This is a genomic window from Kordia sp. (assembly GCF_965224175.1).
In the GTDB taxonomy this organism is placed as follows: Bacteria; Bacteroidota; Bacteroidia; order Flavobacteriales; family Flavobacteriaceae; genus Kordia.
The window spans coordinates 140,369-162,612 of the sequence record NZ_OZ245041.1; the positions used below are offsets into that span (position 1 = coordinate 140,369).

Sequence of the window (22,244 nt, forward strand, 5' to 3'; positions counted from 1 at the left end):
AATAAATTTCACAAGTTAATATTTACTTTCTAACAATATATTTTATTATGAATCAAAAAAAGTTTCGAGAAAGACGAGAAGATATTACAAGAAAAATTGAAGAATTTGGAACTTACGCTCAACGAAAAGAAAGAGAACTTGAAGAAGAGTTTGAAACAATTGGAAACGAAACAATTAAAAGAATTAGCAAAGAAGGTGGTGGAAACAACCCCGAATTGTCCAAAAGAATTGAAGGAATACTTGAATTGCGGAGATTTCTCAGCAGTTATGAAGAAAAGAGACTTACTTACAAGAGATACAAAGCAGGTCTTAAATTTGCTAGAAGAAGAACTTAAAAAATCAGGCGAATCAATAGATTGGTTTATGACCGAATATAAGAATGAAATTGATAATTTGATTGAAGAATAATCGATATTAAAAGAAATCATGTTAAAAACTAAATCACAGATTATAAAAGGTTTCATAAACTATTATTTTAATACTAGACGATCTGAATATTCTAAAAATGATGTCATTGATTATAAATTATTGATTGAATACGGAGTTTTACATTATGTTAAAGAAGATAAGGATAGTTTATTGGTTGTTAGTGATTCTATTGAACTACAAACTATAGTTTTAGAAATTGCTGAAATTAAACTCAAGAAGAAACTAACACTAAATATTTTGGAAGCTTTTAATTTCATTAAAGAATTTGAAGCGTTTTTAAAAAAAGAGTATAATTCTGAAAGGGTAATAAACTCATTTAATGTAATTTTTGAAGATTTCAAGCCCTTTATTCTTTATATACTTTCAGAAAAAGGAATAGATGTTAAAAAGTTTTTGTTGTCGTTAAATGATGAATATAAAAGAAAGAACCGCTTATCCTCTTTTGAACGAATATTTTTCAGGTTTTTGCCAAACTCAAACTATTCCGAAAAAGAAATCGTTGAGATAGTTGAAGAGTTATGGAGTAATGAAGATAGAAGACACGATGTGATTAGTGGCTTACGTAATTTTCCCAATAGGAATCTTAAAAAAAGCAAACGACTATTAAGTTTTTGTTACGAGAACGATGTCTCTTTAGATTTCATTTCCGATTTACTTATCGGTCTTTATAATTCAGGAGAAATTTCGATTATAGAAAATATAATTAAACTCAGAGATAAAAGTGTAATTCATTGTTTGAGTATTTTGGGAAGAATAAAGTATAAGAGTGAAAAAGATGTAGAAAATGCATTTAACCAAATTGGAGATTTAGAATTTGAGAATATAGAAATTGCAATTCAACAATCTTACCTTATTGGTAATATTATTGAGAATGAGTACACTAAAAAAAGTATTAAAGAAAATGCCTTTAAGCTTTATGCTGAATTCTTAAAAAATGGAAATGATGAAATAGTAAAAAGGGCTTATCAAGATATTTCTTTTATTAAAAATCATGAAGCTGAAAAATATAAATTATTTCATTTGTATTTATCAAAGACACAGGATTTTAGTAAAATAAAAAGTTTTTTTAGTGACTTTAGTGAGCCTGCCTATGTTTTTGATATAATGATGGGACTTTTCAGTCTTAAACCCAACTATCGCTTCCGAATGAATTTTTTTGAAAATGGAGTTCATCAAGCTTGGGGTGTTAATCAACAAAAAACAGAAGAGCAGATTTTAGATCTTTTTAAACAAGATCCTGTATTTGGAATGCTTGGTGTCATGGTTATATTTTCTGCGAATCTTGGAATATATCAAGTAGACTTCTTGAAACTAGATAATGCTAAACATCAAATGAACGTAATCAATAATGTTTGTAAACATCCTCACTCATTTGATGAATTACTTCCATTAATTTTACCTCTAAGAAATTCTAAACTCAAAAGAGTTCGAGAATATTTGCAACAGTATTTAGCTCAAAAGGTATTTAGCTCATACCATGAAGCAGTTTACAATGAAATTGAAAATAGTATCGGAAAAAGCAAAAAAGATAAAGAGTTTTTAAAGCCAATCAAAAAAGCATTAGATGATTACAATCAACTAAAAAACTTAAAAGAAACTATTGACGATTTAAATCCGTATCAAAATGAAAGAGATTTGATGAACTTATATTATCGTTTGGAACATGAACAAAACACAAAAGAAATGAATGAAGCTCGAAATGGAAAAGGTACATTTTGGGAAACATCAAAAACTTCTATTATTGTCAGAGGAAATTCTTGGATGATACGTGAAGGAGAAGTTACTCCTTTGGGAAAATTTGAGAATAGTATACTAATTGATCGTCAGAGTTATCTTAATCCTGACTTGTATGAACATAATTTGAATACTATAGAATGAATATTAAACCAATAATTGTTAAATCGTATTTAGAATCTTTAACAGAAGAGAGTGAACTTAATAAAATTTTCCCAATTCTTTTGACCTCTTTGAGCTTTGAAATTTTGTCTAAGCCAACGGAAAACAAAGGTTTAAATGAATATGGAAAAGATATTGTAGCTGTTGGGAAAGATGAAGATGGAATAAAAAAATGTTTCTATTTTGAGCTTAAAGGTGGGGAAGATAGACATGTAACTAAAACTACATTTTATAAAGAATACGGAATAAAACAGTCTCTCACTGAGTCAAAATATGTAAACTTCTCTACTTCCTATCAAAACTTTGAAAAACTACCTAAGAAAATTGTACTGGTTCACAATGGAGTTATTAGCGGGAAAATTAGAGAGGTCTACGAGGGTTTTGTATTACAAGAATTTCCTCAAAATGGAGATATTCAATATCAAAGATGGGGAATCTCACATCTCACTACGCTTTTTACTAATTCGTTATTTGGCGCTTATCTACTGACTGACCAAAATTCTATCAAAATCTTTAATAAAGTATTAATTAATTTGAACGCTTCCGATACTATTTCAGAAGACTTTATTCGCTTAATAGATGATTTATTTAAAAAGAATGAATGGAAAGTCTATAAAGGTAAGTTGCCTAGAAAGTGGACTTTATTGTTTGAAACTCTTAAGCTAATTGCATTTATAATTTATACGGAAGCAAAAGAATATAATAACCTCGATATTGCCAAAAGATATTTAACCCATTTAGTTATAAATTATTGGCACTGGATATTAAAAAACAAATTAGAGGAACATTCAAAAATTATTAAATATTTCAATAACGTTTTAAATTTTTACTTGTCTATTTTGACAGAGTATTTCCTTAGAACTTTAGAAATAGCTAGAATAAAAGATGGTTTATCATCAGAAAGCTCTGGAAGATACGAGCAAATAGGATATACGAAAAGAACTTTTGAATACTTAGAATATTTAACATTTCTTTTAAATATTGATTTATCTAAACCAGAAGTTAACAAAACAGAATTAAACAATATATTGTCTTCGGTCATAAACTCTAATAGTGTTTCCTTCCGCCCATTAATTGACATAAATTCTATTCCTATCATCAATATTTTAAATATTTATTTAAACCTTAACAAAAAACAAAGTGCAATCAATTATTTACAAATTGTATTAAATTATATCATAAATGGAAAAGAAAAATACAACAGGATACCCGATGCTAATAACAGTTATGAAAATGTAATTCGATTTACTATCACTGGAGAAAAATCAGTCTATTATTCTGACAGCACTAGTCCACTCTTAGCGGTTTTGGTAGAATATACTGCTATATTAAACTTAGAAGAAGACTATAATAGAGTTAGAAAATTCATTATTGAGAATGAGATTGATTTAGGAATATTTACTCCACATCACGGAAAAAATTCTATCTCAAAACATTTAATCGAAAATACAGAAGATGACCTTGAGGAACAGTTATTTTCCAATCCTAGATTTAATGACGGCTATCAAAGAGACATTAGGCTCTACAATAATTTTAATGAAGATATGAATTTTGAACAATTCAAATTTGATTATCAAAAAAGAATAAATGAGTTTGAATATGAATATCGCACAGATAAAGCTGGCTATCCATTTTTACGAAATCTTGCTCATATTTATTTTAAAACGCCTTATTTTCCTGATAAATGGAGGAGTGTTGAATGAAATATATAAGAATTAAAGAACCTTATTGAACTTAAAAGTTTATTTTAAAATATGACTTAAATGATAGCCTAATTTGTACAGCTACACACCATTATTTGCGAACCATCTTTGAATATAATTTTAGGACGATGCCGCAACAGTTTGCAACAACCCGCAACAAGAATAGCAACAATCTACAATGATTAGCAACGAATCGCAGCAGTGTAAATAATAACTAATTAAAATAGACCTATTATAGTATTAATTAAGGTAACTATATACAACTCTACACTAAATAAATTAGGTTTAGTGTAATTAACTTCTTATCTTTGATATAACAAAATGATACTGTTATGTTTAACGAAGAAGTAAAATCAGTTTTAGACCTTATAAAAGCCTTTCCAAATCAACAGGCTTGCATTGACCATTTAGAGTTATTACGTTGGAATGGTAACGTAGTAAGTCCATTTGATTCAACTTCAAAGGTTTATAACTGTAAAGGTAACAAATACAAGTGCAAAAACACAGGTAAATACTTCAATGTAAAGACTAACACGATATTTGATAACACTAAAATTGATCTGCAAAAGTGGTTCTTAGCTATTTGGCTTGTTACTTCTCACAAAAAAGGTATTTCTTCTTTACAGCTTGGGCGCGATCTTGATATTACACAAAAATCTGCTTGGTTCATGCTACAACGTATTAGAAACTGTTTTGGAATCGACAACGACGCGCAACTAGATAACGAGGTCGAAGTAGATGAAACTTATGTAGGTGGTAAGAACAAAAACAGACACGCTAACAAAAAGGTAAAAGGCTCGCAAGGTCGTAGCGCAAAAGACAAAACGCCTGTAGTCGGAATGGTTGAGCGTAACGGTAAATTAACGGCTCGTAAGGTTGAAAATGTAAAATCTGAAACGTTAACCCGTGAGATTATCAAAAACGTAAAAGAGTCTGCGAAACTTTATTCTGACGAATGGCTCGGATATAAAGGCGTTAACCGTATTTATGACCACAGCATCGTAAAACACAACCAAAACCAGTACGTTAACGGACGCATCCATACAAACACAATAGAGGGTTTTTGGTCGTTGTTAAAGCGTGGTATCGTTGGAATATATCATTTTACAAGTAAAAAGCATTTACAAATGTACGTTGATGAATTCGTATTCAGATACAATAGTCGTAAGATTGGCGAATCTGAAAGATTTAACTTACTTTTGGGAAATATCGAAAACAGAATAACATATAAAGAGTTAATAAATGGCTAAGAAATTAAAAGCAACGCATCAAGGGGAACTAGATTTGAATGGTTTTGAATTAACTTGCGCCGTCCTAGACGATGAAGACAGAACGCGTGTATTTTCTGAAAGGACTATCGCAAACGCATTCGGAATTAAAGGCGGTGGCGCTTATTGGAAAAAGAAAAAAGAAGGTAGCGCCGTTTTGCCTGAATACCTTTCAGCTTCATATCTTAAACCATTCATTTCCAAAGAATTAAAGGAGGAGTTTGAAAACGCTTATTCTTATCGTTCTTTGTCGGGTGTTGATTCTAATGGTGTAGATGTTACAGTGCTTCCCGAAATATGCGACGTTTATATACAGGCTAGAAATAGCGGAAAAGATAGCGCGAATTTGGTTAATGCTGCGGAGATTGCCTACGCATTAATGAAAGGGTTTGCGACTGTTGGAATCGTGGCGCTTGTTGATGAAGCTACAGGGTATCAGTATGACCGTGAAAAAGATGAATTACAAAAGATATTACAAAAGTATATCAGTCAAGAATTACTACCGTGGCAAAAAAGGTTTCCCGATATATTTTATAAGGAATTATTCAGATTGAATGGATGGGATTTTACAGTTAATGGAATAAAAAAGCGCCCTGGCGTTATTGGAACATGGACAAAAAAACTTGTTTATGAGCAATTACCAAAAGGTGTTTTGGAAGAACTTGAAAAAAATGTGCCTAAAAGTGAAACAGGAAATAAAACTGCTCGTTTTCATCAATTACTTACTGATGATATAGGAAACCCTCATTTAACTGCACAAATCAATCAGATAGTTACATTATTTCAGTTATCTGACAACATGAAACACATGTGGGAACAGTTTGAAAAATTAAAGCACAGACAAAGCGGACAATTAGCGCTCCCTTTTAATTTTGATGATAAAGGCAGAACGATTGAGCCAACAGAAGAAACTGAGCTTTCGGATTTTAATAAAAACCTCTTAAAGGCTGTTAATACAAACCCGAAAGACGACAAAAAGTAACTACTTCTTATTAAAGATTTCCAACAACTCCAAACCGTTTTTGAAATTCTCTTTTATTTCTTCCATATCAACTACAGAACTCATGGAAGCCATGTTTAATACATACAACTTCATAGACTGTTTTAACGCATCTTCTAAGAGTGGAATAGCTTCGCTTTGAGCGTTTTCCTTTTGAATTATTTTTATTGCGTTTATGATAGAATTGATGTTGTCCTGCATTGCTATAAGTTTTGGATTGTACAAATATAGCATTTTAAAGAAATATATATTAAAGTATTTTCTTATATTTGGTTACTATGATAAAACCTAATCATACTACTTATTTGCGTTTAGCCGATTCAGTTCTGAACAGTCTAAATCAACCTTATAAGTCTTATACTCTCACTTATGAGGAACTTCTTGATCGTCTTGACTCTGATGTTAAGTATGAAACTGCTTATTCAAATCAGTTTGAGCGTTTTTTAACTAAAGGCTTCGATTCTACAATGGAAATTGATAGTAAAGCGACTTTATTAAACTCTGTTTTGCTATTTCTCTATAACGAAGAACTTGTTTTATACTCTAATTCTCATATTCAAATTACTTTCAAGGGTATTTTAAAAACCTTAAAAGGCTTTGAATATGACTACAATGAAGCCAAAGCAAAAGCAAAACAAGCAAAAAATCAGCAAAAATTTGAGAATTTTATGAAAGTACTTCCCGTTATTGTTGCTATAATCTTCGGCGTATTGGGGTACATACTTGGAAAAAATTAGTCTAGTTCCCTCTGGGTTGATATATGATATAAAAAGTCCCGCAAAGAACATTAAAAATCCGCATAATAAGTCCATCTATTTTTAATTTAGTGTAATGTTATATATAGTACCTTAATTAATAATGTCTAGACAAATTTTAGGACGATTCCACCGCAAATCAGCAACAGTTCGCAACAAAACCGCAACAATTTGCAACAACCCACAACAAGAATAGTAACAGTGTGCAACGATTAGCAACGAATCGCAACAGTGTAACACAAAAACTAATACAATTCTCAGCAAGTCTGCAACAGTTCGCAACAAAACGCAACAAAACGCAACAAAACAACAACAAAATATAAAAACCTCGATCACAACTGATTGAGGTTTCCTTCATTTAGAGAGTTTTAGGCAAGGGTACGTATTTCAGCTAGTATACAACCAAATCCCTATCAAGACAAATGTTGCAAGCAATACAGAAGCCGTTACAAAACCAACCACAAATCCTTTGAAAAATATATGTTTACTATTATTCATAATTTTAAAAAATTGTAGCGTAGTCTTACTTAACTTAACAATAAGACTACGCTACTTCCAGTTTAATTAACAACCATTTTCAAAATCCGACACTTATATTTTTATATCCACTATACAAATAATTATGTTTGATTTTCCGATTGGTTATTCTCAGCTTCCCCAAACTGATTTCTGATTTAACTTAGTCATTATTTTTTGTGATAAAACAAAGCGACAGTAACCAACTGCCGCTTTGGAGAATTACCAAAAAAACCAATTCAATTCATAATTCTAAATTTAGAATTATGAATTATTCCCTAGTTCATCTTCAATACTTTTATCTACTTCGTTTAGTTTTTTAATATTCTTATTTGTTGTAAATGGCTTTATTGAAAAGTATACTATGATGACAATCATGATTACAATAAACTCTATGACAATAATGCAGATAAATACATTGATATTGGTGTTAGTATTCATATCTATTTTATAAATGTTAACGGCTACAAACAATAATAAAATAGGGGTAAAAAAAGCCATACGTATAGTAGGCTATGCTAGTATAACAGCATGGCTTTTTAAGTAATCATGAAAAAAATGATAAAATTGTGCTTACTCCAAATAAGCTTTTGAAATCTCATTTTCAATCAATAGATAAAAACTACCAAACGTGACAATAGAAAAAATGATAAAAAGCACATAGCCTAATAAATGTAGAGCGTACCCAATACTTGTAGTTGTGAATGCTAATAATATAAACAATACCAATAGGATTATAGTTCTGTATAACTTAACAACATTCAATTTTGCAGTTAAATAATATATACCAGAAATTACAATCCATAGTATAAGATAAAACAAGAGGTACTTTATATTTAAAAGATCAGAAACAAACTCATTTTCTAAATTAGTAATATTCATTTCTTCCCTTGATAAATAGTTAGGGTATAATGAGAATAACGTCACATTAAAAATATTTGTTATAACACCCATTATTACTGATACTTTCAAAATTTGAATTGCAATTTTCATCATTTTTTATTGGTTAATTTAGTTAAGACAATCTAATTCGTCAATAGAGATTTCTCCCCTTAATACTTTTTTAATTTTTTCCCAAGATGGTCTATATGATTCTTTGAAATCCATTTGAGCATTACCACCATTCTCATTAACAAAAGTTATCATTTTTTCTTGAAAACTTTCCCATAAAGCATCAGAACCAAAAAAGGCAACATCATTTGGAATTGGTGAGTTAGCAACCGCATAATCTAAACCATTTGCCATTCTATCAACGGCTCTTGAATAAAAAACATAGCTTCCCCAATTGGTTTGTGTGAATCCAAAATCTCTAACACCTGAAACAGGGTGTTCACTATCCCATGGAGTTTCTAGTGTTATTACTGTAAAATTGGAATCGGAATAATCACTAATTATAACTGTTCCTTCATCCACAGGAATATCTATAGTTAAAAGTGCGGTTAACGGATTATCTGAGTTCCATAGTTCTGTATCATCAATCGAGAAATTACCATTTTGATATACAACAGGATTAAACACAGCCCAAGTATTATCAATTAACGAATTTATATTTAATCTAAAATAGGTTAAAAATTCTTCTGGTGTATAGGGTAAGTTTGTTGAAGGATTAATTGGAAATGATGATATTTCAACAGGGAAATAATCCATATTAACTAAATGTCCTTCTGCATTTTCTAAAGTCTGTATGCTGTAATCCGTAAAGAAGGTGGTATCTTGATTATCAATGGCATGAACTCTGTTTACAACACTTGGTGGTGGATTATGCAATGCTAAAGCTTGCCATTTCTCTAATTCTACACAAGGAACTTCAATAAGTCCAAAAGGTCTTTCTTCTAGTTTTTCTTCTACTCGGAGTCTAATATAATCTTCAAAAGTTAAATCTTGATCATCCATCATAGCAATTATAGCAGCTTCAATAAAATCTTTTGAACTATCATTACAGCCTACATTTTGTAAATAACGACTTAGCGCAGAAGAATGAATTCTATTATTTCGTAACCAAGTGCGTATTTCTGGAGATAAACGTGGATTAAATGAATTCGTATTCATACAATCATCAATCATTTGATCTGGCATCACTGCTGGAGTAGTAACAATATCATCAAAATCATTATCGTTATCATTGTTATTTCCACTACTTCCGCCAGTGTTTGGACTGCTTGTACTGCCTGAATTGTCTTCTGTTCCTAATCCATTACTATTTCCCCCATCTGGGCAATCTATCTCAATCACTGTATAAGTTCGACATTGTGTATTCCCGTCTGCGTCCTCATGCTCACATTCATTGTGTTGATTGTTTGTAGAGTGTACAAAAGTTTCTCCTGTATCGGGTGTTACATGATATACTGTATACGTAGTCGTACAAGGAAGCGAACCGTTTTTGTTTAATACATCATTTGCATTTACAGCTACAGTTTCAAAACTGACACCGTATGATGTACTTACATGTTGATTTTCTAAGAATTCTTGTTTTTGTGAAGCTGTAAAATGGTACGCTACAATACTTGCCGTGTAGTCATCAATGGTTTCATCATATGATAATACTAGATTCTCTAAACTACTTCCTGTATTATTTCCTCGCTCAATAGGAAAAGTATATGAGTGTTTATTGTTTTCAGTGCTTTCTACAAAATTAATAACGTCGGTATACACTGTAAAGTCATATACAGAATTGTATACACTTTTTGATAGTTCATCATTTTGTATGCCAGTGATACTTCTCATTTGGTTACTCAACTTTGTGTTGATTTCAATAGCTTGTTTTGTTAATACGCTTGATCTATAAGGAAATTCCTTTTGTAGCCCCTCAGTGTGTTGGGTTTCTATTTCGGTATCATTTTGACAATTGGTACATGCCAACATCACTACCAAGATACATAAAAATTGAAATACATTTCTTACTCTTTTCATTATAGTTATTAGTTTTTAATACGCCTACTCATTCGTCTTTCGGCTTCCACGACTGTTTTTAAAGTGATTAGCAACACTTCAATAAACATATGCCGTGATGTGTGTTAAAAAAATACCTATCTTTGATTTGTAGATCGTGGGCAAATGTTTATTTGTTTACTTTTAAAAAGCTTTCATGTCTAGTGAAGGCTTTTTTATTAAAGCTGTTTTTTATAATTCTAACAGTTCATTTATTAAAGCTTCTCTTTTTTGATTCTTCTCTGAACTTAGTAGAAAGAGTTCCCAAATAGCATTTTCAATGTCTTTGTTTTCATTAAGTCCGTTGTATACATTTCTAATCATTGATTTGCCGTAGGGTGTTCCGTTTCTATTGGTGACATTATTTTCTTTTAAAATTTTTAATACCTTATCAGAATAATGATATCCAAATACTTCTTGAAGCTTTTTGCGTTCTTTCTTGCTAATCATTTATGGAGTTCTTTTTAAAATTACTTTACGCTGACACTTTGAAAAACTTTTTTTATTAAAACTTTTCTTGCTTTAAAATTAATCCTCTATTTTAGATGTCAGATTTTTTTTATGATGTAAATGTATACCTCAAAAGCTATTAAATCAAGAAACACTTTTCTAATTTCAGTGAAAAGAGAATCTAATTTCGGCGAAAAGAGAATAATTTTGCTTTAAAGAAAAAAACATATAATGCTTGAAACCAAAATGTTATTAAAATATTTGTTTGCGTTCACTATTATTTCTTTATTTTCTGCTTTTTCAATCGCTCAGAACAATATTGAAGACTCTTTAGCTACAAAAACTTTTGACGAACTAAGAAAAACTTTCTATTATTATAAGAAATCTGGGCAAGAAGATACGGGAAGGAAAGTTGCTTTATATACTTTAAAAAAAGCAAGAAAAGAAAAAAATACGAGAGCAATTGCAAATAGTTATATTCGTCTATGCAAGGTTTCATTTAATACACCAGAAATAGCATTAAAATATACGGATAGCTGTATTTATTACGCAACTAATTATAAAATTAAAGATTTAACAGCAGAAGGACAATTTTACAGAGGGTTAGTTTTATTTGATTTGGGTAGGTATAGTGAGTCACTAGACACTTATTTAAAGATTTATAAATTCTATGAAAATAGAAATGATAACATGTTCTTTAATTTAAGATACAACATTGCTTTGTTGAAACTAAAAGTAAGGTCATATACAGAAGCAATAGAGATTCTTAAAGAAAATTTAGAGTATGAAAATGAGAGAGAAAACTACGGAAAAACCTATCTCAATACACTCTATGCTTTAAGTATAGCATATACATCTAAAGACATGTTAGATTCTGCTTATGTCCTAAATAAGGAAGGATATAAAAAGGCTCTAAAATTGAATGATGGTAGTCATTTAGATTTTACTTATTCTCAAGGAGCTTTACATTATACTGCGGAAGATTATCAATCTGCTAATGATAGTCTACTAAAAGCTATTCCATACTTGAAACTAACAAAAGATTACCCTAATTTAGCGATAGCATATTTTTATTTAGGTTCTATTTCTAATGACAATACTACCAAAATTAGATACTACAAAAAAGTAGATAGTATTTTTAGATTTAAAAAATATATCATACCCGCACCGAGGAAAGCTTACGAATACTTAATTAACTATTATAAATCTAAAGAGGATTTTAAAAGTCAATTACATTACACGGAAAGATTACTCGTTGTTGATACTGTAATTAATAGAGAATATCGTAATGTGACTTATACATTTCAACATGAATACGATACACCAAGACTAGTAAAAGAGAAAGAGTTTCTAATTTCAGAATTAAATAGAGAAAATGAAGGTTTTAAATATGGAGTTTTTATTCTTTTATTAATTCTTTTATTTGTGGTATCTCTACTAGTCTTACTATATCGAAAGAAAAAAATAAATGAAGAAAAATTTCATGATATTATTTCATCTTTAAAAGTAAAGTCAGAAGTGACAAAAACTACTTTAATCGAAGACAATAAGCGTAAGTTATCAATCGATGAGGAGACCTTAAATCAAATATTAGATAGACTTAAAAAATTTGAAGAAACAAAATCCTTTCTTACTCCAAAACTCACATTAAATTCATTTGCTAAAGATATTGGAACTAATAGTAAATATCTATCAGTAGTAATTAATAGTTATAAATTTCAAACTTTTAAAAACTATGTTAATAATCTAAGAATAGAATACATTATTGAAAAGCTATATAATGATAAAATTTTAAGGAATTATACCATACAAGCAATAGCAAAAGAAGCGGGGTTTTCGAGTACGGAATCTTTTACAAGAGCTTTTAGTAAAAAAACAGGCTTAAATGTATCTTATTTTTTAAAGAAAATTAAATAGTTAATTTTAAGCAATTTAGCTCTTTTTACATTTCTCTTTTCGCTGAAAGTAGAAAACCTTTTCTTTCAATTCCCTTATGATGAGTGTATATTTGGTCAAACATTATAAATAAAATAAAAGATGAGAAACATTAAAAAACTAAAATTAGGAAAAACTAAAATAATAAGCTTAAATTTCACTAATAAAGTGTTTGGAGGAGAACCAGTAGAAGCTGCTAGTGCAAAAGGTGATTTTTGTAAACCAGAAATTACACAAACCAAAACTAATACAAAAGACATTAACCTCTGTGATAGTAATCTACTATGCCCTAGCACTGACTAATAAAGAAAATAAATGCTTAAATTCCATCTAAGAATATTCCTTGTAGTGTTAATACTTGTTGTCTCTTGCAAAACAACAAGTATTAGTACTAAAGGTATTAAAACTAAGTCCATAAAAAATAGTCATTTAAATCAATTTTGGTATTTCAAAGATTTTTCTAAAGATAGTGTACTTGGAATAAGTTTGAATAAGGCATACGACTTTATAAGAACAAAAAAATCAGTAGTAACAATTGTTGCAGTAATTGATACTGAATTAGATATTTCACAAGAAGAATTAAAAAATCAAATCTGGACGAATACAGACGAAATCCCAAATAATGGTATTGATGATGACAAAAATGGATATATAGATGATATTCACGGTTGGAATTATGTTGGAAGTACAGAAAACGATAGTATACCATATGGACTTTACGAATATGTTAGAATTATTAATCGTTTTGACACAATCTTCAAAGATGTTACTTCCATAAATGATATTGAAAAATCTCAAAGAGAAAATTTTAAAAAGTATCAAAATGCTTACGAAGCTTATCATTTTAAATTAAATCTAACTAAAAAAAATATTGAGAGATATAAGTCAGCGAAGGAACGTTATCTAAAGGCTAAAAAAGTAACAAGTCAATACATAGGAGACACTACAGATAAAAGTGAATCAGAATTAGACTCTCTGATTAATACTGTTTTAGATGATGAAGATAAAAAGCTAATAAAACGATTTAGCAGTTTCAAAAAGTATGGTATTGACGAAAAGTGGATTGATTATAATATAAAATCACAGCAAGAGATCATTGCTTACAAATTGAACTTTAGATTTAAAGAACGGTATTTGACAAATGACAAATCTGACGATATTAATGACTTTCCCTATGGAAATCATAATGTACAAGGAACAACACAAATTAGTCACTCTACAAAAGTTTCTTCAATAATAGCCGCTACTAGGAATGATACATTGGTAGAGGGAATTAATGATAAGGTAAAAATAATGCCTTTAAGTATTTCCGTATCTGCTAGCGAACATGATAAAGATATTGCTTTAGCGATTCGTTATGCAGTCAATAATGGAGCGAAAGTTATTAATATGAGTATTGGTAAAAATTTCTCACTACATCCGCAATGGGTTAATGATGCTCTTAAGTATGCTGAGCAACATGATGTACTTATTGTAACATCGTCAGGTAATGATGGATATAATTTAGATAAAATAGATAATTATCCAAATGACGCATTAGACAGCAATGAATTTTTAAAAAACTTTATAAAAGTGGGGAATACATCTAACAAATTAGACTCTATGCTAGTTGATAATAGTTCAAATTACGGAAAGAAAGAGGTTGATCTTTTTGCTCCTGGTACAGAGATTGCTTGTTTGAACAGGTGGGAAGTTATAAATGATACTGGAACTTCACTATCGTCAGCAATTACAAGTGGTGTAGCAAGCTTATTATTTTCTTATTATCCAAGCCTATCAGCTGCTGAAGTGAAAGAAATTCTATTAGAATCAGGAACTTCTTTAGAAATACAAGTTTTAAAACCATATCCTAACGGAGAAAAACAAGATCCCAAAAAAGTCCCTTTCAGTTCCTTATCCAAATCAGGAAAAATAGTAAATGCTTACAATGCTTTATTGATGGCGGAAGAAGTTTCAAAAAAGAAAAAACGTAAATAATAATGAAATTACATATATCACTATTTATCTCTATATTTTTTTTCATGCAGTCATTTGCCCAAAAAAAAGCTGTTGAAATTATTAAGAAACAAGATAAAAATATAATACAGCTTTTTGTCAAAAATAATACCCACGCAACGCAAAGTTTACGACTTACCCTAAAAGGTTATGGTTTTGAACTTGATAGAGAGTCTCAAACCGTATTGATTATTCCAGCAAAACAGAAAATTCTAGGAGCAACAATAACACTTTCTAAGACAGAAAAAAGTAGCTATTCATACAACACTAGACGCAAGATTGGAAATGTAAAAGCCAAGCATACTAAAGACTATAAATATGGCTTACCATATGCAAAAGATAAAGCCTATAAAGTAATGCAAGGCTATAATGGTATTTTTTCGCATAAAGACAAGCAAGCGATTGATTTTGATATGCCTGTGAACACGCCCGTTTATGCTTCGCGTGAAGGTGTTGTTGTAAAGGTTAAGAAAAACTCTAAAAAAGGTTGTCCTACAACAGATTGTATTGATGATGCTAACTTTATAATGATCGAACATTCTGACGGAACAATTGGTGAGTATGTCCATTTACGTTATAGAGGTATCAGTGTTAAAGAAGGAATGAAGGTGAAAAAAGGACAAAAAATAGGATTCAGTGGAAATACTGGATTTTCATCTGCGCCACACTTACATTTTGAAGTTTTTATTCATGATATGGACGGAAATAAAAATACAGTTCCTACTTTGTTTGAAATAGAGAAAGATAAAAGTGTAATTCTCAAAAAGGGAGATAATTTTGTAAAATCTTAATCAAATACTATGTACTTAATTTGGGCACTTATAAATACCGTTTTTGTTATTCTATTTTTTGGTTTAGTCTTAACACTTTTCGCAAAAGGAAAACACCTATTCAATAATAAATATGGCAATGCTATTATCGTAGTTTTTGTTATTGGCGTAATTGGTATGTTAGGCGCGAAAGAAAGTAAAGATTTTGAAAACACCTATATACTTGATCATAAACCTATACAAGGTCACCATGTAAAAATGATGCATATGACTATTGAAGATAATGTACCTTTTGATATCTACCTTACTGTTGATTTTAAAAAGAATGACAAAGGTGCGTTAATTCCAAGTCGTAGCAGAAGCAATCTTAATGGTTTTATAAGTGGTTATAAATGGCAGTACAGATATGCTGATATTGACAATATAGATGCTACTACATTTTCTTATGAAGTAAGAGGTTCAATGTATTGGTATTTATTTGGTATTGAAGTGTACTCACAAAGCAAAATCTTAAAGGGAACTTTTACCATTGATGAATGAAAAAGTATTTTATATTCTTATTGTTAATACTACTTAGCTGTTCAACAACCAAGAATACACAAGCCAAGAACACCAAAAAGCTTACAAAAAAGGAATCGTTTGAAAAGCTATCTAAAGGTTTCGTGATTCAAAAACTACCTAATTGGGAATTTCACAGTTTTCACGGCTTTTTAAATTACACGCCAAAAGAGTTAATGACCGTTGGTCAAGAATATATTTATAATGGTGTTACTGTTGAAAGGCGTAAAATCAAAAACGAAACTTTGACATCAATTGTTAGTGATTACATAAAATTGGTGAAATCTCACGACGAACTTATCAAACTAGAGAAAATAAGAGAGCAGACAAAATACGGAGAAAGTATTGTACTTGTGTATACAAGCGAAGTGAATCGTACAGAATATAAAGTCATTAAACAGTTTTACTTGTATAACAATATGCTATATGTAGTGGCATATACTGCCAAATCAAAATTCTTCGATTTTTTTGTCAATGATGCTATCCATATGATGAAAACATTTACGATTACCGAATAACCTCGCTTTAAATTTTATTATTGCCTAAATATTCTAATTCCCAAAAGCTTCAACTTTATAGTTGGAGTTTTTTTGTTTTATATCAGAAGTTACAAGAATACGATAGTGTTATTTTTCTTACTAATTTTTGCGTTCTTAATTAAAATATCTGGCATAATCCGACATTATCCGACTCAATCCGTCGCTATCCGACCTAATCCGACCGACATTATTTCTAATTTTTATAGTTTTCATCACTAATTATAATAAAAGAAAATCGTAAATGATATCAAAAATTGAATTAAATCGCGTTGAATCTCTTCCAATGTCTTCCAATCGCGTCGAATGTATGAAAGCTTATTATTTTTCTTTGAATCTTTATAACGAGCAAATAAATGATGCTAGTTGACAAACCTTGACAAATCTTGACAAATCTTGGCAAGTCATATTTAAAATAATTTAAACTTTATAAAATAACAGTCACTAAAAAAACAACAAATATGATAGGTTACTAAGTAGTTTTCAAAGCATGCCATTATTTACTATAAATAATGTTCCTTAATTTAATATTGTAAGATTTTAACTATTAATTAATTGGTTAATAATTGGATTCAACTTGAATTTTTCGTAATATCGAACATATGATTTCAGCACATCTTACAATTTTTAATAAAGGAATACTAGCCAACTCTAAAGCAGTTACTACGGGTAATAATACAATTGTTCCTTTAAATGAAAGATGTAAAAGACATATCAAACTTAAAAACGATTTCCGTTGAAGAATTAAAAAGCTTTGATGGACTTGCTGATATATCTAATGAGGAAGCTGAACACATTATCCATACTTTAAAAGAACTATCATTATTAACGCATAATATCGTTACAAGTCATGAAACATCTAAATCAATTTCAAAGTTTCGCAAAGCAGAATAAGAAAAGGGTAATTACCAAAAATGAAGCAGTAATCTACACTAGAGTTTCTGGATCGCAACAAGAAGACAATACAAGTTTAGAAAGTCAAAAAATACAATGCACTCAATATGCTACTCGATTAAATTTAGATATTATAGAATATTTTGGCGGTACGTATGAAAGTGCAAAAACGGATGATAGGAAACAGTTTCAAAAAATGATAACCTATGTAAAAAAGAAAAGAATTGCGTTTATCATCGTTTATAGTATAGATCGATTTTCTCGTGCAGGCGCAAGTGCTATTACTATTGTAGAAGAATTAAAAAAGATTGGTATTAATGTACTTTCCGTAACACAACCAGTCGATGTGGAAACTTCTACAGGAATGTTCTTCCAAAATTTAAACCTATTATTTAGTAAGTACGATAATGACCAAAGACGTGATAAAACGATTATGGGAATGCGTCAGCGTCTTTTAAATGGTTATTGGATGGGCAAAGCTCCTCTTGGTTATGTAAATAAAAGAGATAAAAATAATACACCAATAATTGTTCAAGATGAAAATGCATCAACAATAAGAAACATATTTCTTTGGAAAGTAAACGAAGGACTAACCAACACACAAATTGTTGAGCGTTTGAAAATCCATGGTATCAAAATGTTTAGACAACACATCACCAAAATTTTTAAAAACCCTGTGTATTGCGGACTCATAGCACATAACTTATTAGAGGGAGAAATAATAGAAGGCAAGCATAAGCCAATTGTTTCGCAAGAAATGTTTTTAAAAGCTAGTGGTCTACAATTGAATAACCCGCATAACTATAAACAACATAAAACCAATAACAACTTACCATTAAAAGGTGGATTTATAAAATGTGATAAATGTAACAGGGCGTTAACGGGGTATGTAGTAAAGAAAAAGAATATACACTATTATAAATGTGGAACGAAGAGATGCTGTACTAACAAAAGTGCTAAAGCATTAAATAATCAATTTGCAGAAATTTTAAACACTTATAAAATAGACCAGAGGTTAATTGCTCCTCTTAAAAAACAATTAAAAAATACGTTTGAATACTTTACGAGTTCAAATAAAGACAATACAGCAAGTTTAAAGCATAAACTAAAGAAAATGAATGAGAAACTAGAAACAATTGAAGAGCGCTACGCTATTGGAGAAATAGACGGTAGACTCTACGAAAAGTTTTCGAACAAATACAAAGAAGAGATAAAAGAAGTGGAGCAAGAAATCAAAAAAACAAGTTTAGAAAAGTCGAACCTCGATGATTATATTGAAAAATCATTACAACTTTCGTGTAACTTGCAGAATGTGTGGAATTTAGGAAGTTATACAGAAAAGCAGAAATTGCAAAATTTACTATTTCCGCACGGAATCGTATATAACAAGGAAAATGATAGCTGTCGAACCACTGAACCGAATAGTGTGTTAGAGTTAATAAGTTCGTTATCAATTACTTTTGATAAAAATAAAAAAGGACAAAACAACAAAAAAGTTACTTTGTCCCATTCAGTACCGAAGATGGGAGTCGAACCCACACGCTCTAATGAACACATGGCCCTCAACCATGCCTGTCTACCAATTCCAGCACTTCGGTATTTGTGCTTTGTAAAAATAAAAAAAGTTAAGCAAATGCTTAACTCTTTTTGTGACCTGGCTGGGGCTCGAACCCAGGACCCTCTCCTTAAAAGGGAGATGCTCTACCAACTGAGCTACCAGGTCAAAAGACCTTTGTAGTATAATTTGTGACCTGGCTGGGGCTCGAACCCAGGACCCTCTCCTTAAAAGGGAGATGCTCTACCAACTGAGCTACCAGGTCATTCAAAAAGAATAATAATTAATTCCCTGAATGCGGGTGCAAATATAACATCATAATTTTATTTTTCAAGTCTTTTTTAATATAATTTTATCTTTTTTTTTATGATTTTTGTAAGCGCTTAGAAATAAATAATTTATAATAGAAGAAATGACGATTGTACTTTTAGGATATATGGCAAGTGGAAAGAGTTCCATTTCAAAATTACTCGGAAAAGAGTTAGAGCTTCCTGTGTTGGATTTAGATACGTATATAGAAAGAAAAGAAGGAAAAACAATTCCTGAGATTTTTGAATCGAAAGGAGAAATTTACTTTCGGATGAAAGAACATACGTATCTAAAAGAGATTTTAGAAACAAAAGAAGCTATAATTTTGTCATTAGGAGGCGGAACACCTTGTTATGCTAATAATATGAATTTAATTCATGAATATACAAAGGCTACGTTTTATTTACAGACATCTATTCCTGAAATCATAGACAGAGTAAAGAATGAAAAAGATAAGCGTCCATTGATCAGTAAAATAGCTGATGAAGATTTACCTGAGTTTGTAGGAAAACATTTGTTTGAAAGAAATACATTTTACCAACAAGCAACCTATAGTATTTTTACCGATAAGAAGTCCGTTGAAGCTTTAGTAAAAGAAATTAAAGAAAACTTAAATTAAATAAGCTTTGTCTTTTCCTTCTGCAAAAACGACATCAATGTGTTCTTGAATAGATGTAGATAGTGAAATTCCTTTAAAATCAGCTTTTATAGGATACTTTTTATGATTTCTATTGACTAGTACCGCTGTTTTGAAATTCTTCAAAGGAACGTCTAAAAAGTGTTTTACACCGTAAATTAAAGTAGTTCCTGAGTTTAGTACATCATCAATAAGCACCAAAGGCTTGTTGATGTATGCTTTTTTATCAATAGAAGTAGTAACAGCTTGTAATGGATTTTGCTTGTCTATTCTCACTTCGCACAAAGTGATAGTTGCAGGCGTGATTTTTTCTAATTCAGTTTTAATTTTTTCAGCAAATACAAATCCATTTTTAGCAATTCCTGCAATAATGATCTCTTCTTCGTTTACATTAGACTCCAGAATTTGGTAGGCAATGCGACGTGTTTTGTGTTGAATTTGTTGATGGTTAAGTATGATATTTCCCGTAACGGTCATGGCTTCAAAATTTAAATAAATTACTTTGGTGTAAACTCACGAAGTATTAATAAGCAATGCATGTTTTCTGATAGAATAAGCTTCAGAACTTACTAGTACAATAGTATGAAGTAAAATTAAGAATAACTTTCATCATGATCAAGATTATCATCTAGATATTCATCAATTTCACGACGATCTTTTTTAGTAGGTCTTCCAGTTCCTTGCTTGCGGTAATGATCTTTGGCATGTTTCAATAGCTCAAGATGCTCAAAATTTTCTTTTGGTGTTGTATCAACTCTGTAAATATCAACCAATTTTGCTCCAACACGATTTGGAGGAATATCAAGCACCGTTAAATGTCTTGTAACTTGATCCTTACGGACTTCTATTTTATCCGTACGATATACTTCTCTCGATGGTTTTACAGTAGCACCATTTATTTTTACATGTCCCTTCTTACATGCAGTAGTGGCAATGTTTCTTGTCTTAAAATAACGAACACACCAAAGGTATTTATCTATCCTCATACAAAATCTCTAAAAACTACGTTAAAGAATATACAAAAGTAGGATAAAATTGTATCTTGCAACCCAAAATTTAAAAACAATGATGAAGTTTGTAAAATTTACATTCCTAATGATAATCACAAGTGCGGTTATTTTTTCGTGCAAAAGTGATGATGATACTGCTACTTTCGCAGAACTACGAGACAGAGGAGAACAGCAGATAGAAGATGATGCTGCACTTATAGAATTTTTGACAACACATTTCTATAATTATGATGATTTTGATCTTACAAATCCAGAAAGTGCTGCAAATGATACTTTTACTATGGAATTTGGTAAAATTGAAGGAGCAAATGCGAGTAGAACTCCATTGATAGATCAAGTAGAAGTAAGAACAACTACATATCTTGATGTAGATTACAAATATTATGTGTTGAAGTTAAGAGAAGGTGGTGGAAAAACATATTCTAGCTTTGATGCTGTTGATTTAACATACAGAGGTCAATTGTTAGATTTAGAAACATTTGATTTTAGAATTACGCAACAAAATATTCCATTAGTAGGTTCTACAGTAAGTACTGTAAGAGGTTTTCAATTAGGCTTGCCTGAATTTAAAACAGCTGAAGATATTATAGAAGGATCTAACGGTTTTCTAGAAGCTAGAAACGGTGGAATTGGAGCTATCTTTATTCCTTCTGGCTTAGGATACTTTAGTTTTTTACAACCAGGAATTCCGGCATATTCTCCATTAATTTTCTCTTTTAATGTGTTTGATGCAGATTTCTTAGATACTGATTTTGATGGAGTTTTATCTTCTATGGAAGATTTAGACGGAGATAACGATGTTTTAAATGATGATACAGATGGAGATGGTATACCAAATTTCAGAGATTCTGATGATGACGGAGATGGAACTATTACTGTAAATGAAGTAGTTCAAAATACATATACATTGAATCCAGGAGATATGGAGCCTGTGTTGGCTTCTAACGAAGTAGAAAAAACAAGAGATACGGATGATGCAGGAGTAACGACAATTAGAACAGTTGTTTTAACGGATACTGATGGTGATGGAACTCCAGACTATTTAGATGCAAACTAAAATATCTTACAATATAAAATACATGAAAGCACTTCGAAAGAGG

At 30.5% G+C, this 22,244-nt stretch carries 22 protein-coding genes, 3 tRNA genes and 1 pseudogene; 16 read left to right on the top strand and 10 right to left on the bottom strand.

Translation table 11 applies throughout. From position 1 onward, the window contains the following. The first annotated feature begins 47 nt into the window (after window positions 1–47). The 5 genes from ACOQOS_RS00655 to ACOQOS_RS00675 all read left to right on the top strand — a co-directional run bounded on the left by ACOQOS_RS00655 (window position 48) and on the right by ACOQOS_RS00675 (window position 6,278). The gene (locus ACOQOS_RS00655; protein ID WP_420573033.1) at window positions 48–335 is read left to right on the top strand and encodes a hypothetical protein; all 288 of its coding nucleotides are present in this window, start codon (window positions 48–50) and stop codon (window positions 333–335) included. Window positions 336–426: 91 nt separating this feature from the next. Further along, complete coding sequence (locus tag ACOQOS_RS00660) at window positions 427–2,307, top strand: hypothetical protein (RefSeq protein ID WP_420573034.1); 1,881 nt, start codon at window positions 427–429, stop codon at window positions 2,305–2,307. Then, window positions 2,304–4,028, top strand: a complete 1,725-nt coding sequence (locus ACOQOS_RS00665; RefSeq protein WP_420573035.1) for a hypothetical protein — start codon at window positions 2,304–2,306, stop codon at window positions 4,026–4,028. Before ACOQOS_RS00660 ends, ACOQOS_RS00665 begins: the two co-directional genes overlap by 4 nt. Before the next feature lie 332 nt (window positions 4,029–4,360). After that, window positions 4,361–5,278 carry an IS1595 family transposase gene (locus ACOQOS_RS00670; protein WP_420573036.1) on the top strand — a complete coding sequence of 306 codons (918 nt, stop codon included), beginning with the start codon at window positions 4,361–4,363 and terminating at the stop codon, window positions 5,276–5,278. Then, window positions 5,271–6,278: a P63C domain-containing protein gene (locus ACOQOS_RS00675; RefSeq protein ID WP_420573037.1), complete on the top strand. Its 1,008-nt coding sequence runs from the start codon at window positions 5,271–5,273 to the stop codon at window positions 6,276–6,278. Before ACOQOS_RS00670 ends, ACOQOS_RS00675 begins: the two co-directional genes overlap by 8 nt. Here ACOQOS_RS00675 and ACOQOS_RS00680 read toward each other — a convergent pair whose 3' ends face one another. Beyond that, complete coding sequence (locus ACOQOS_RS00680; RefSeq protein WP_420573038.1) at window positions 6,279–6,497, bottom strand: hypothetical protein; 219 nt, start codon at window positions 6,495–6,497, stop codon at window positions 6,279–6,281. Window positions 6,498–6,574: 77 nt separating this feature from the next. On the opposite strand from ACOQOS_RS00680, the gene ACOQOS_RS00685 reads away from it, so the two are divergent. Further along, window positions 6,575–7,033: a hypothetical protein gene (locus tag ACOQOS_RS00685; RefSeq protein ID WP_420573039.1), complete on the top strand. Its 459-nt coding sequence runs from the start codon at window positions 6,575–6,577 to the stop codon at window positions 7,031–7,033. 798 nt (window positions 7,034–7,831) lie between these two features. Here the strand turns inward: ACOQOS_RS00685 and ACOQOS_RS00690 are convergent. The 4 genes from ACOQOS_RS00690 to ACOQOS_RS00705 all read right to left on the bottom strand — a co-directional run bounded on the left by ACOQOS_RS00690 (window position 7,832) and on the right by ACOQOS_RS00705 (window position 10,945). After that, complete coding sequence (locus ACOQOS_RS00690; protein ID WP_420573040.1) at window positions 7,832–8,068, bottom strand: hypothetical protein; 237 nt, start codon at window positions 8,066–8,068, stop codon at window positions 7,832–7,834. A 72-nt stretch (window positions 8,069–8,140) separates the two neighbouring features. Continuing rightward, window positions 8,141–8,563: a hypothetical protein gene (locus ACOQOS_RS00695; protein ID WP_420573041.1), complete on the bottom strand. Its 423-nt coding sequence runs from the start codon at window positions 8,561–8,563 to the stop codon at window positions 8,141–8,143. 15 nt (window positions 8,564–8,578) lie between these two features. After that, window positions 8,579–10,477 carry a hypothetical protein gene (locus ACOQOS_RS00700; RefSeq protein WP_420573042.1) on the bottom strand — a complete coding sequence of 633 codons (1,899 nt, stop codon included), beginning with the start codon at window positions 10,475–10,477 and terminating at the stop codon, window positions 8,579–8,581. Between the two features lie 210 nt (window positions 10,478–10,687). After that, on the bottom strand, window positions 10,688–10,945 hold the full coding sequence (locus tag ACOQOS_RS00705) for a hypothetical protein (RefSeq protein ID WP_420573043.1): 258 nt from the start codon (window positions 10,943–10,945) through the stop codon (window positions 10,688–10,690). Window positions 10,946–11,176: 231 nt separating this feature from the next. On the opposite strand from ACOQOS_RS00705, the gene ACOQOS_RS00710 reads away from it, so the two are divergent. The 8 genes and pseudogenes from ACOQOS_RS00710 to ACOQOS_RS00745 form a co-directional block, all read left to right on the top strand. Further along, window positions 11,177–12,862 carry a helix-turn-helix domain-containing protein gene (locus tag ACOQOS_RS00710; protein WP_420573044.1) on the top strand — a complete coding sequence of 562 codons (1,686 nt, stop codon included), beginning with the start codon at window positions 11,177–11,179 and terminating at the stop codon, window positions 12,860–12,862. A 120-nt stretch (window positions 12,863–12,982) separates the two neighbouring features. Next, a complete protein-coding gene (locus ACOQOS_RS00715) occupies window positions 12,983–13,183 on the top strand; it encodes a hypothetical protein (RefSeq protein ID WP_420573045.1) in 201 nt (66 codons plus the stop codon). A gap of 183 nt (window positions 13,184–13,366) precedes the next feature. Beyond that, window positions 13,367–14,857: a S8 family serine peptidase gene (locus ACOQOS_RS00720; RefSeq protein ID WP_420573046.1), complete on the top strand. Its 1,491-nt coding sequence runs from the start codon at window positions 13,367–13,369 to the stop codon at window positions 14,855–14,857. 44 nt (window positions 14,858–14,901) lie between these two features. Next, on the top strand, window positions 14,902–15,666 hold the full coding sequence (locus ACOQOS_RS00725) for a M23 family metallopeptidase (protein ID WP_420573047.1): 765 nt from the start codon (window positions 14,902–14,904) through the stop codon (window positions 15,664–15,666). Window positions 15,667–15,675: 9 nt separating this feature from the next. Further along, window positions 15,676–16,185, top strand: a complete 510-nt coding sequence (locus tag ACOQOS_RS00730) for a hypothetical protein (protein WP_420573048.1) — start codon at window positions 15,676–15,678, stop codon at window positions 16,183–16,185. Beyond that, window positions 16,182–16,721 (top strand): hypothetical protein, encoded by a 540-nt coding sequence (locus ACOQOS_RS00735; protein WP_420573049.1) that lies wholly within the window; start codon window positions 16,182–16,184, stop codon window positions 16,719–16,721. Before ACOQOS_RS00730 ends, ACOQOS_RS00735 begins: the two co-directional genes overlap by 4 nt. Window positions 16,722–17,432: 711 nt before the next feature. Beyond that, on the top strand, window positions 17,433–17,633 hold the full coding sequence (locus tag ACOQOS_RS00740; RefSeq protein ID WP_420573050.1) for a hypothetical protein: 201 nt from the start codon (window positions 17,433–17,435) through the stop codon (window positions 17,631–17,633). Continuing rightward, a pseudogene (locus tag ACOQOS_RS00745) lies at window positions 17,590–18,348 on the top strand (recombinase family protein); the annotation flags it as partial. The gene ACOQOS_RS00740 and the pseudogene ACOQOS_RS00745, both read left to right, overlap by 44 nt. Before the next feature lie 799 nt (window positions 18,349–19,147). On the opposite strand, the gene ACOQOS_RS00750 reads toward ACOQOS_RS00745, so the two are convergent. The 3 genes from ACOQOS_RS00750 to ACOQOS_RS00760 form a co-directional block, all read right to left on the bottom strand. After that, a tRNA-Leu gene (locus ACOQOS_RS00750) sits at window positions 19,148–19,231 on the bottom strand. A gap of 52 nt (window positions 19,232–19,283) precedes the next feature. Next, a tRNA-Lys gene (locus tag ACOQOS_RS00755) sits at window positions 19,284–19,356 on the bottom strand. A gap of 24 nt (window positions 19,357–19,380) precedes the next feature. Further along, window positions 19,381–19,453, bottom strand: a tRNA-Lys gene (locus ACOQOS_RS00760). A gap of 147 nt (window positions 19,454–19,600) precedes the next feature. Here ACOQOS_RS00760 and ACOQOS_RS00765 point away from each other — a divergent pair. Then, complete coding sequence (locus ACOQOS_RS00765) at window positions 19,601–20,116, top strand: shikimate kinase (RefSeq protein WP_420573051.1); 516 nt, start codon at window positions 19,601–19,603, stop codon at window positions 20,114–20,116. Here ACOQOS_RS00765 and ACOQOS_RS00770 read toward each other — a convergent pair. Together ACOQOS_RS00770 and ACOQOS_RS00775 are read right to left on the bottom strand one after the other, a co-directional pair. Further along, window positions 20,108–20,611: a phosphoribosyltransferase family protein gene (locus tag ACOQOS_RS00770; protein ID WP_420573052.1), complete on the bottom strand. Its 504-nt coding sequence runs from the start codon at window positions 20,609–20,611 to the stop codon at window positions 20,108–20,110. The two genes, ACOQOS_RS00765 and ACOQOS_RS00770, sit on opposite strands and share 9 nt — an antisense overlap. A gap of 116 nt (window positions 20,612–20,727) precedes the next feature. Then, window positions 20,728–21,120 carry an RNA-binding S4 domain-containing protein gene (locus ACOQOS_RS00775; RefSeq protein WP_420573053.1) on the bottom strand — a complete coding sequence of 131 codons (393 nt, stop codon included), beginning with the start codon at window positions 21,118–21,120 and terminating at the stop codon, window positions 20,728–20,730. Between the two features lie 79 nt (window positions 21,121–21,199). Here ACOQOS_RS00775 and ACOQOS_RS00780 point away from each other — a divergent pair, with 79 nt between their 5' ends. Then, the gene (locus tag ACOQOS_RS00780; protein WP_420573054.1) at window positions 21,200–22,201 is read left to right on the top strand and encodes a hypothetical protein; all 1,002 of its coding nucleotides are present in this window, start codon (window positions 21,200–21,202) and stop codon (window positions 22,199–22,201) included. Window positions 22,202–22,244 lie beyond the last annotated feature (43 nt).

Excerpts from the sequence above, each read along its gene's own strand:
- ACOQOS_RS00770 (WP_420573052.1), bottom strand. The coding sequence starts at position 20,611 with ATGACCGTTACGGGAAATATCATACTTAACCATCAACAAATTCAACAC.
- ACOQOS_RS00655 (WP_420573033.1), top strand. The coding sequence starts at position 48 with ATGAATCAAAAAAAGTTTCGAGAAAGACGAGAAGATATTACAAGAAAA.
- ACOQOS_RS00765 (WP_420573051.1), top strand. The coding sequence starts at position 19,601 with ATGACGATTGTACTTTTAGGATATATGGCAAGTGGAAAGAGTTCCATT.
- ACOQOS_RS00660 (WP_420573034.1), top strand. The coding sequence starts at position 427 with ATGTTAAAAACTAAATCACAGATTATAAAAGGTTTCATAAACTATTAT.
- ACOQOS_RS00675 (WP_420573037.1), top strand. The coding sequence starts at position 5,271 with ATGGCTAAGAAATTAAAAGCAACGCATCAAGGGGAACTAGATTTGAAT.
- ACOQOS_RS00680 (WP_420573038.1), bottom strand. The coding sequence starts at position 6,497 with ATGCAGGACAACATCAATTCTATCATAAACGCAATAAAAATAATTCAA.
- ACOQOS_RS00730 (WP_420573048.1), top strand. The coding sequence starts at position 15,676 with ATGTACTTAATTTGGGCACTTATAAATACCGTTTTTGTTATTCTATTT.
- ACOQOS_RS00705 (WP_420573043.1), bottom strand. The coding sequence starts at position 10,945 with ATGATTAGCAAGAAAGAACGCAAAAAGCTTCAAGAAGTATTTGGATAT.
- ACOQOS_RS00775 (WP_420573053.1), bottom strand. The coding sequence starts at position 21,120 with ATGAGGATAGATAAATACCTTTGGTGTGTTCGTTATTTTAAGACAAGA.
- ACOQOS_RS00735 (WP_420573049.1), top strand. The coding sequence starts at position 16,182 with ATGAAAAAGTATTTTATATTCTTATTGTTAATACTACTTAGCTGTTCA.
- ACOQOS_RS00780 (WP_420573054.1), top strand. The coding sequence starts at position 21,200 with ATGATGAAGTTTGTAAAATTTACATTCCTAATGATAATCACAAGTGCG.
- ACOQOS_RS00710 (WP_420573044.1), top strand. The coding sequence starts at position 11,177 with ATGCTTGAAACCAAAATGTTATTAAAATATTTGTTTGCGTTCACTATT.
- ACOQOS_RS00690 (WP_420573040.1), bottom strand. The coding sequence starts at position 8,068 with ATGGCTTTTTTTACCCCTATTTTATTATTGTTTGTAGCCGTTAACATT.
- ACOQOS_RS00715 (WP_420573045.1), top strand. The coding sequence starts at position 12,983 with ATGAGAAACATTAAAAAACTAAAATTAGGAAAAACTAAAATAATAAGC.
- ACOQOS_RS00670 (WP_420573036.1), top strand. The coding sequence starts at position 4,361 with ATGTTTAACGAAGAAGTAAAATCAGTTTTAGACCTTATAAAAGCCTTT.
- ACOQOS_RS00695 (WP_420573041.1), bottom strand. The coding sequence starts at position 8,563 with ATGATGAAAATTGCAATTCAAATTTTGAAAGTATCAGTAATAATGGGT.
- ACOQOS_RS00685 (WP_420573039.1), top strand. The coding sequence starts at position 6,575 with ATGATAAAACCTAATCATACTACTTATTTGCGTTTAGCCGATTCAGTT.
- ACOQOS_RS00700 (WP_420573042.1), bottom strand. The coding sequence starts at position 10,477 with ATGAAAAGAGTAAGAAATGTATTTCAATTTTTATGTATCTTGGTAGTG.
- ACOQOS_RS00740 (WP_420573050.1), top strand. The coding sequence starts at position 17,433 with ATGAAAGATGTAAAAGACATATCAAACTTAAAAACGATTTCCGTTGAA.
- ACOQOS_RS00665 (WP_420573035.1), top strand. The coding sequence starts at position 2,304 with ATGAATATTAAACCAATAATTGTTAAATCGTATTTAGAATCTTTAACA.
- ACOQOS_RS00725 (WP_420573047.1), top strand. The coding sequence starts at position 14,902 with ATGCAGTCATTTGCCCAAAAAAAAGCTGTTGAAATTATTAAGAAACAA.